Genomic DNA, 319 nt, shown 5'->3' with positions numbered 1-319 from the left:
CACCTATACGCCGAATGGCAATTATAATGGTCCGGATACGTTTACGGTGTTAATAAGCGACCCGTCGGGCGCATTTATAGTAACAAATGTATTTGTGACGGTCATACCAGTGAACGATGCACCAGTGGTGCCGAATTATGAGTTTGTGATCAATGAAGATACGAGTTTAAGTAGCCAAGTGGTAGCAACGGATGTGGACGGTAATCCACTAACGTACGGATTACTGACAGGTCCAGCAAATGGAACAGTGGTAGTCAATCCAGACGGAACCTACACGTATACGCCAAACGAAAATTACAACGGGGTAGATAGCTTTAGC

Annotated in this window: 1 protein-coding gene; it reads left to right on the top strand. The window is 45.1% G+C overall.

Annotation, left to right across the window (positions count from 1 at the left end):
• Nucleotides 1–319 (top strand): tandem-95 repeat protein (locus tag AC2YJL_RS27735; protein WP_487375100.1); only part of this gene is annotated, 319 nt, incomplete at both ends.

This window comes from Priestia sp. SRI_019 (assembly GCF_057586255.1).
This window is presented reverse-complemented; position numbering and strand designations above follow the sequence as displayed.